Origin of the sequence: Cryobacterium sp. TMS1-20-1 (assembly GCF_004402355.1) — a bacterium.
GTDB classification, from domain to species: Bacteria; Actinomycetota; Actinomycetes; order Actinomycetales; family Microbacteriaceae; genus Cryobacterium; species Cryobacterium levicorallinum.
Genome location: NZ_SOGF01000023.1, coordinates 116,537 through 123,752 on the forward strand (window position 1 = coordinate 116,537; position 7,216 = coordinate 123,752).

9 protein-coding genes are annotated in these 7,216 nt (G+C 65.2%); 1 reads left to right on the top strand and 8 read right to left on the bottom strand.

What is annotated here, in order from left to right; all coding sequences use genetic code 11:
* Positions 1-28: 28 nt before the first annotated feature.
* From E3O45_RS04860 to recO, 8 genes are all read right to left on the bottom strand, one after another.
* The gene (locus E3O45_RS04860) at positions 29-292 is read right to left on the bottom strand and encodes a phosphoribosyl-ATP diphosphatase (RefSeq protein WP_092107778.1); all 264 of its coding nucleotides are present in this window, start codon (positions 290-292) and stop codon (positions 29-31) included.
* Positions 293-296: 4 nt separating this feature from the next.
* Complete coding sequence (rpe, locus tag E3O45_RS04865; protein WP_134442167.1) at positions 297-971, bottom strand: ribulose-phosphate 3-epimerase; 675 nt, start codon at positions 969-971, stop codon at positions 297-299.
* 64 nt (positions 972-1,035) lie between these two features.
* Complete coding sequence (locus E3O45_RS04870; RefSeq protein WP_134442169.1) at positions 1,036-2,286, bottom strand: deoxyguanosinetriphosphate triphosphohydrolase; 1,251 nt, start codon at positions 2,284-2,286, stop codon at positions 1,036-1,038.
* Positions 2,279-3,466: a tRNA dihydrouridine synthase DusB gene (gene dusB / locus E3O45_RS04875; protein WP_134442171.1), complete on the bottom strand. Its 1,188-nt coding sequence runs from the start codon at positions 3,464-3,466 to the stop codon at positions 2,279-2,281. The genes E3O45_RS04870 and dusB overlap by 8 nt, the downstream gene beginning before the upstream one ends.
* A 136-nt stretch (positions 3,467-3,602) precedes the next feature.
* The gene (locus E3O45_RS18190; protein WP_255452953.1) at positions 3,603-3,734 is read right to left on the bottom strand and encodes a hypothetical protein; all 132 of its coding nucleotides are present in this window, start codon (positions 3,732-3,734) and stop codon (positions 3,603-3,605) included.
* Between the two features lie 96 nt (positions 3,735-3,830).
* The gene (locus E3O45_RS04880; RefSeq protein WP_198418213.1) at positions 3,831-4,544 is read right to left on the bottom strand and encodes a DsbA family protein; all 714 of its coding nucleotides are present in this window, start codon (positions 4,542-4,544) and stop codon (positions 3,831-3,833) included.
* A gap of 48 nt (positions 4,545-4,592) precedes the next feature.
* A complete protein-coding gene (locus tag E3O45_RS04885) occupies positions 4,593-5,411 on the bottom strand; it encodes an isoprenyl transferase (RefSeq protein WP_241985228.1) in 819 nt (272 codons plus the stop codon).
* On the bottom strand, positions 5,408-6,145 hold the full coding sequence (recO, locus tag E3O45_RS04890; RefSeq protein WP_092448515.1) for a DNA repair protein RecO: 738 nt from the start codon (positions 6,143-6,145) through the stop codon (positions 5,408-5,410). Before recO ends, E3O45_RS04885 begins: the two co-directional genes overlap by 4 nt.
* Before the next feature lie 168 nt (positions 6,146-6,313).
* Between recO and E3O45_RS04895 the strand changes: the two genes are divergently transcribed.
* Entirely contained in the window at positions 6,314-7,003 is a 690-nt protein-coding gene (locus E3O45_RS04895; protein WP_198418214.1) for a hypothetical protein, read from the top strand.
* Positions 7,004-7,216 lie beyond the last annotated feature (213 nt).

Below are 7,216 nucleotides of genomic sequence, written 5' to 3' on the forward strand. Positions count from 1 at the left end.
CGGATACCAGCGGATGAGCTGGCACGGGTCACAGATGTCGGTAGATGTCCGCCGGAGAGAGGCCCTTCGCGATCATCATGACCTGCAGGTGATAAAGCAGCTGGGAGATTTCGGCAGATGTTTCATCATCGCTCTGAAACTCGGCGGCCATCCACACTTCGGCCGCTTCTTCGACGATCTTCTTGCCAATGGCGTGCACGCCGGCGTCGAGTTCACGAACGGTGCCGGAGCCTTCCGGGCGGGTGCGGGCCTTGTCGCTGAGTTCTACGAACAGGTCATCGAAAGTTTTCACGACTCTAGGTTACCCGCCCGTGACGGTGACTCGCCGCGCGTTCGCGCAGCAGGCCGATCTGTGCGGCCGGATTCGCGGCCCCGAACACACTGGACCCGGCCACGAAGGTGTCGGCACCGGCTCGGGCTGCGATCTCGATGGTCTGCGCGGTGATGCCGCCGTCGACCTGCAGCCAGACGTCGAGTCCGGTCTTCTCCACCTGTGATCGCAGCTGGGAAAGCTTCGGCATGGTCTCTTCCATGAAGCTCTGGCCGCCAAAACCGGGCTCGACGGTCATCACGAGCACCTGGTCGAACTCGTCGAGCAGGTCGAGGTACGGCGTGACGTCGGTACCGGGCTTGAGCGCGATGCCGGCGCGGGCGCCGATCTGCCGCAGCCGCCGGGCCAGCGCCACCGGCTCGGTCGTCGCCTCGGCGTGAAAGGTGACCGAGTAGGCTCCGGCCTCGGCGTAGCCGGGCGCCCACCGTTCCGGGTCGTCGATCATCAAGTGGATGTCCAGCGGCAGCGGCGACACCTGCTGCAGCCGCTCGACCATGCCGAGCCCGAAGGTGAGGTTCGGCACGAAGTGGTTGTCCATGATGTCGACGTGCACGAGGTCGGCGGAGCGGATGCGGGAAAGCTCGCTCTCAAAGTTGGCGAAATCGGCGGCGAGGATGCTCGGATTAATGCGGGTAGCCATCCGTTCAGCTTATCGAGCTTGAAGGAGCCGCTCGGCGCGTCGAGCCTTCAAACCGGGCAGAGCGCTAGCCCTGCACCAGGCGCTCGTACCAGGCCAGGGCGGACTGGTCGGTGAGGCTCGCGACCTGGTCGACGATGACGCGCTTGCGGGCGGCATCGTCCTCGGCGGCGTGCCAGTCTTCGCGAAAGCCGGGGTCGAGGTGTTCGTCGCCGGACTGGTGCAGGGTTTCGGCGAGCAGGGTGAGCACCTGGCGCTGCTGCACGTAGATGGGCTTGCGGGTATTGCGGGTCATGACGAAGGCCGCGACAATGCCCTTGAGCACCGAGATTTCGGCCTGGATCTCGCGCGGCACGATCACATTCGCCCCGAACCGCAGCATGTTCGCACCGGGGTGGGCTTCTTTGGTCGCGTGTACGGCAGCACTGCTGAACCGGCCGATGAGCTGGCTGGTGAGGTTCTTGAGGTGGCCCTGGTCGCGTCGCCCGGCGGTCCAGGAATCCATCCAGACATCGAGGGAGTCGAGCCGGTTGAACGCGGTCGCCAGGTCCTCGGCGCTGGTCTGGTCGCCGATCCACTCCGACATGGTGGCGAGGAGTTCGTCGTGATCTGCGCGGCTGCTCAGGGCTGCCACGTCGACGTAGCCGTTGACGATGGCGTCTTCGAAGTCGTGCACGCTGTACGCGATGTCGTCGGAGAGGTCCATCACCTGGGCTTCGATGCAGAGTTGCCGGTCGGGCGCTCCCTCGCGTAGCCACTCGAACGCGGCCAGGTCCTCCTGGTAGAACCCGAACTTGGCCCGCCCGCTCGGGTCATAGACCGAGGATCCTTCTGGCCAGGGATACTTGCAGCTTGCGTCGAGGCTCGCCCGGGTCAGGTTGAGTCCGTAGCTTCGCCCGTCGGGCCCAAACACCTTCGGCTCGAGCCGGGTGAGCAATCGCAGGGTCTGCGCGTTCCCCTCGAAGCCGCCGATGTCTTCCGACCACAGGCTGAGCGCCTTCTCGCCGTTGTGTCCGAAAGGAGGATGCCCGATGTCGTGCGCGAGGCAGGCGGTATCGACGATGTCGGGGTCGACGTTGAGGCGGGAGGCGATCTCCCGCCCCACCTGGGCGACCTCGAGCGAGTGGGTCAGTCGGTTGCGGGCAAAGTCGAGCCCCGCCGTGGGACTGAGGACCTGCGTCTTGGCCGCGAGGCGCCGCAGAGCGCTCGAGTGCAGCAGTCGGGCGCGGTCGCGGGCAAAGTCACTGCGCCGCGAGTAGTGCTCTTCGGGAAACCAGCGGGCCTCGTCGGTCTCGCTGTATCCGGTTTTGTTAGCCACCGCTGGTATCCCCTTCGCCCTCGGTCAAATTCAGTCGCTCCGCCCCGAAAAGATCCTGAGACTCGAGCCAGTGCTCGGGCAGCGACGGTTTCTTCGGTGTTCCCGCGCGCCCGCGCGGGCCCTCAACGTCTGAGCCCGGGTAAGGCAGCGAGGCGTCGAGAGTGCCGAGCAGGTCGTCGAGCTGCGCGAGAGACTGCACCATCGCCAGGCTCGCGCGCAGATCGCCGCCGACCGGGTAGCCCTTGAAGTACCAGGCGACGTGCTTGCGAATGTCGCGGCAGGCCCGGTCTTCGCTATCGAAGTATTCGGTGAGCAGTTCGGCGTGGCGGCGGAAGGCGTTGATGACCTGGCCGAGCCCCGGTTCGGCTTTGAGTTCCTGACCGCGAAATGCAGCGGCGAGGTCGCCGAACAGCCACGGACGGCCGAGGCAGCCGCGCCCGACGACGACGCCGTCGCATCCGGTTTCACTGACCATGCGCAGGGCGTCGTCGGCCGACCAGATGTCGCCGTTGCCGAGCACCGGCACGTCACTGATGGCGTTCTTGAGCTTCTCAATTGCCGACCAGTCGGCGTGGCCGGAGTAGAACTCGGCGGCCGTTCGGCCGTGCAGGGCGATGGAGGCGACGCCGGCTCCGGCGGCGGCCTTGCCAGCCTCAATGTAGGTGAGGTGGTCGGCGTCGATGCCCTTGCGCATCTTCACGGTCAGCGGAATCGGCCCGGCCGCCGTCACTGCGGCCTCCACGATCTGACGGAACAGGCCGATCTTCCACGGCAGGGCAGCGCCCCCGCCCTTGCGGGTGACCTTGGGAACCGGGCAGCCGAAGTTGAGGTCGATGTGATCGGCACGGTCTTCAGCGACGAGCATGGTCACGGCCTCGGACACTGTTTTCGGGTCGACACCGTAGAGCTGAATGGAGCGGGTGGTTTCGCTCTCATGATGGGTGATCAAGCGCATGGTCTCGGTGTTGCGTTCGACGAGCGCGCGCGAGGTGATCATCTCGCTCACAAACAGTCCGGCGCCGTATTCGCGGCACAGCCGGCGAAATGCGGTATTGGTGATGCCGGCCATCGGCGCGAGCACCACGGGCACGTCAAGCGTGAGCGGGCCGATACTGAGCGGACCAACGGCCAACTGGCCGATCGGCGCCCGCTGGTCGTCGGCGGAAGTAGGTGAAGTCATGGTGGGTCAATTCTCCCAGAAAGCGCGTGGTGCTCCGAATCCTCTGCAGAGCGGATGCCGGGCGCACACAGAAACGCAGCTGCCGGGCCCGGAAAGGGGCGTACGGCAGCTGCGCTGTTGACGAAATGGGCTCAGATCAGCTGCAGCAGCCGCCACCGCAGCAGGAGCCAGCGGCTTCGTCGGTTGCGGCGGGTGCACCCAAGAGCTCAATGGTGGGCCGGCCGGCCGCGTCGGTAAAGACGGGCGGGGTAGTGATGGTGTCAGTCATGAGTTATCTCCTTGAATCAATTGGGTGAAACGGTGAAGTCTGCGGGTACAGCTGGTTGCTTACCCGTCAGGCTACGCGAGTTCGCTGGGTATCGGGTTACGCGGGGACGTCGTCGGCCCCGGCCTTGGCCGAGCGGTCGGCGCGGGCCTGGTCGAGCGCCTGAGTGAACGCCGTCGGATCCTGCGCGCCGGAAATGCCGTAGCGGCCGTCGATCACGAAGAACGGAACGCCCTGGATGCCGTAGGCGCCGGCCTGTGCCACGTCGGCCTTGACCGCGGCGAGGTGCTCGTGGGCGGTGAGTGACCGCACGACGTCGGCTCGGTCGAGTCCGATCTCGGCGGCGAGGTCGGCGAGGTCTTCGATCCGGCCAACGTAACGGCCATCGATGAAGTAGGCCTTGAGTAGGCGCTCCTTCATCTCGAGCTGACGGCCGTGCGCCTTGGCGTAGTGCAGCAGTTCGTGCGAAATGACCGTGTTGGTCTGGTGCACGGAGTCGTAGTCGTAGTGCAGGCCGACGCTCTCGGCGATGCCGGTGACACGCTCGAGCATCTGCTCCACCTCGGCGAGGGGCATACCCTTCTTCTCACTGAGGTACTGCACAGGCGTTCCGGCGTAATCGACCGGGGTATCGGGCGAAAGTTCAAAGCTGTGATACTCGACCTCGACGGTGCCGTCGAACTGGGCGGCACCGGCCTCAAACTTGCGTTTACCGATGTAGCACCAGGGGCATTGCACATCGGACCAGATGTCCACCTTGATGGTGTCGGTGCTCACGGATGCGGTCGCTTCGGTACTAGTTGTATCAGTCACACTCGGGCCAACGGGGCGCAGGGCCCCGGTATTCCCCAACCGAAATATTCAGGCCGTCGGGGTGTCGACCGCTCCGCCATAACGACGGTTGCGGGCGGCATACAGCTCGACCGCGTGCCACAGGTCGACTCGGGTGAAGTCCGGCCACAGGGTGTCGAGAAAAACCATCTCGGCATAGGCGCTCTGCCAGAGCATGAAGTTGCTGGTGCGCTGCTCCCCCGAGCTGCGCACGAACAGGTCAACGTCGGGCAGCTCGGGCACGTACAGCTGCTTGGCGATGGTTTTCTCGGTGATTCCCGACGGCTTCAGCCTGCCGGCGGCGACATCCTCGGCCAGCGCGCGCACGGCATCCGCTATCTCGGTGCGCCCGCCATAGTTCACGCACATCGTGAGGGTGAGTACGTCATTGCCCGCGGTGAGTTTCTCGGCAAATTGCAGCTCGTTAATAACGGATGCCCACAGCTTCGGCTTGCGCCCGGCCCACCTGACCCGCACGCCCCATTCGTTGAGCTGATCGCGGCGGCGGTGCAGCACGTCCCGGTTGAAGCCCATCAGAAAACGTACCTCGTCGGGCGAACGCTTCCAGTTTTCGGTGGAGAAGGCATACACGCTGAGGTGTTTGACGCCGATCTGAATGGCTCCGGCGACGACGTCGAGCAGGGCTGCCTCGCCAGCCTTGTGCCCTTCGATCCGGGTGAGGCCCCGGCCATTGGCCCAGCGGCCGTTGCCGTCCATGACAACGGCGACATGCTCTGGTACGACCTTGCGGGGCAGATCGGGCGGGTACAGGCCGGTCCAGTCGAGCGGTTTGAACGCGACGGCGTCCTTGTGGGTGAACGGTTTATGGCCGAACAGGCTGGCCATCATCGGGCGACGTGTTCCAGCGAGCGAAGCCCGCGGCCCAGGTGCCACTGGGTGTAGGCGGCGACGACTCCGGCGGCCTGGTTTTGCGTGCGATCTGGGCTCGCTGCGGCGTGCTCCCAGTCTCCGGTGAGCAGGGCGCTGAGTAGGCCGATCGTCGCTGCGTCGAGCCGCGGCGACCCGGGTGGGGCGCAAGAGTCGCAGACGATGCCACCGAGCTGCACGACCATGGCCGAGTGTTGCCCGCCATCACTTGACTGCGTGGCGCCGCAGCGGGCGCAGTCCTGAAAGCTCGGCGCCCAGCCGGCCATCGACACCGCACGTAATAAATAGGAGTTGAGGGTGAGGTGGGAGCCGTGCTCCTGCCGGGACAGCGACCGCAGCGCACCGACGAGCAGCAGGTATTGCTGCAGCGACCCCTCGGATTCGGTGAGTTTGTCGGCCGTTTCGACCATGACGCTCGCCGCGGTGTAGCTGCCGTAGTCGGCCGTGATCAGGGCGCCGTAGGAGCCGAGGGACTCGGCCTGCGTGATGATGTCGAGGCTGCGGCCCTCGTACAGCTGCACATCGGCGACCATGAACGGCTCCAGCCGGGCGCCGAACTTGGAGCCGGTGCGGCGCACGCCCTTGGCCACGGCGCGCACCTTGCCGTGCGCTCGAGTGAGCATGGTGACGATGCGGTCGGCTTCACCCAGCTTGTGGGTGCGCAGCACGACGGCTTCATCTCGGTAGACAGGCACAGGTAATTATCCCACTCCGTCGCGCAGACTTCGGTCACGGCTCGAGTACCTGCCAAACGGATGCCTCCGGTCGCTGAAAATGTGTCCCTAGTCGCATCAGGCTCTGGTCTTTCCGGGCAGATGGGGGGAAACTTAGAGCACGTAGTCCCCGTGGTGTGGAGGTTTTTCATGAAACCAGTCCAGGGCAGTCTGCCCGACATTATGCCCGTGCTGTCGCGAGGCAAGCACCGTACTCCGAAAAGTGGCGGCTGCTTCATGGAGTTCGCCTCCTACCTCGCCGGCGAGTCCTGGAGCGACCACCCGGCCTGCACCCACCCGGTGCTGGCCTCGCTCGCCCGGATGGTCAACGATTGCAGTTCCGACGGTGCCAGGTCACGACTCGCCCTGCTGATTCCATCGGTCATCGGCCTGACCAGTTCCGATCAGCGCGTCGACAAGCGAATCGAAATCGTGGTCGCCCTGCGCGCTGGCTGCGAAGCCCTTCCGACAGCGAGCCTGGAACGCCAGCGCGCGCTCGCCGTGGGCGTGCTGACCTGCGAGCGGAACGCATCCGTTCTTGACCCGCAGTTCGCCGAGCGGGTCGGCCCGCTCATTCGGACTGCTCTGCAGGAAGCGCCAGACGCCGAACGGTGGGCGCGTGACTTCCTTGGCAGCGTGCATTCCTGGTCGCACACCAAGTTCACGCCGCGCACCGCCGACACGATCATTCGCGTCGCCGTGCAGGGCATCAGCGAGGCGTGTATTTCCGACCCGGACGCCCGGCTGTATGTCCTGCTGGACCATGCAATCAACGATTGTCGCGTCCTCCTCGGCACCCGTACACCAAACCGAACGTCGCAACTGCCAGCCCTGGCTTAGTACCCAGCACACAGCCAGGCCCCCGACCGCACCCGGATGGTGCAACGAAAGCCCAGACTGCAGAGTCTGGGCTTTCGTGTGTTGCGTTTGAGCGGATGCTGTCAGCTTAGCCTGAATCCACCGGTCGGCCTCTGAAGAATTCTTGATTTGGGCTCGATCCTCTTTCGTAGTTTTGGGCGCGGTCAAGCTTGGGGCCTCGATGCCTGGGTGTTC

What these genes read in the sequence shown, in the direction of transcription:
- rpe (WP_134442167.1), bottom strand. Translation starts at nt 971, where the DNA reads ATGGCTACCCGCATTAATCCGAGCATCCTCGCCGCCGATTTCGCCAAC.
- dusB (WP_134442171.1), bottom strand. Translation starts at nt 3,466, where the DNA reads ATGACTTCACCTACTTCCGCCGACGACCAGCGGGCGCCGATCGGCCAG.
- E3O45_RS18190 (WP_255452953.1), bottom strand. Translation starts at nt 3,734, where the DNA reads ATGACTGACACCATCACTACCCCGCCCGTCTTTACCGACGCGGCCGGC.
- E3O45_RS04885 (WP_241985228.1), bottom strand. Translation starts at nt 5,411, where the DNA reads ATGATGGCCAGCCTGTTCGGCCATAAACCGTTCACCCACAAGGACGCC.
- E3O45_RS04895 (WP_198418214.1), top strand. Translation starts at nt 6,314, where the DNA reads ATGAAACCAGTCCAGGGCAGTCTGCCCGACATTATGCCCGTGCTGTCG.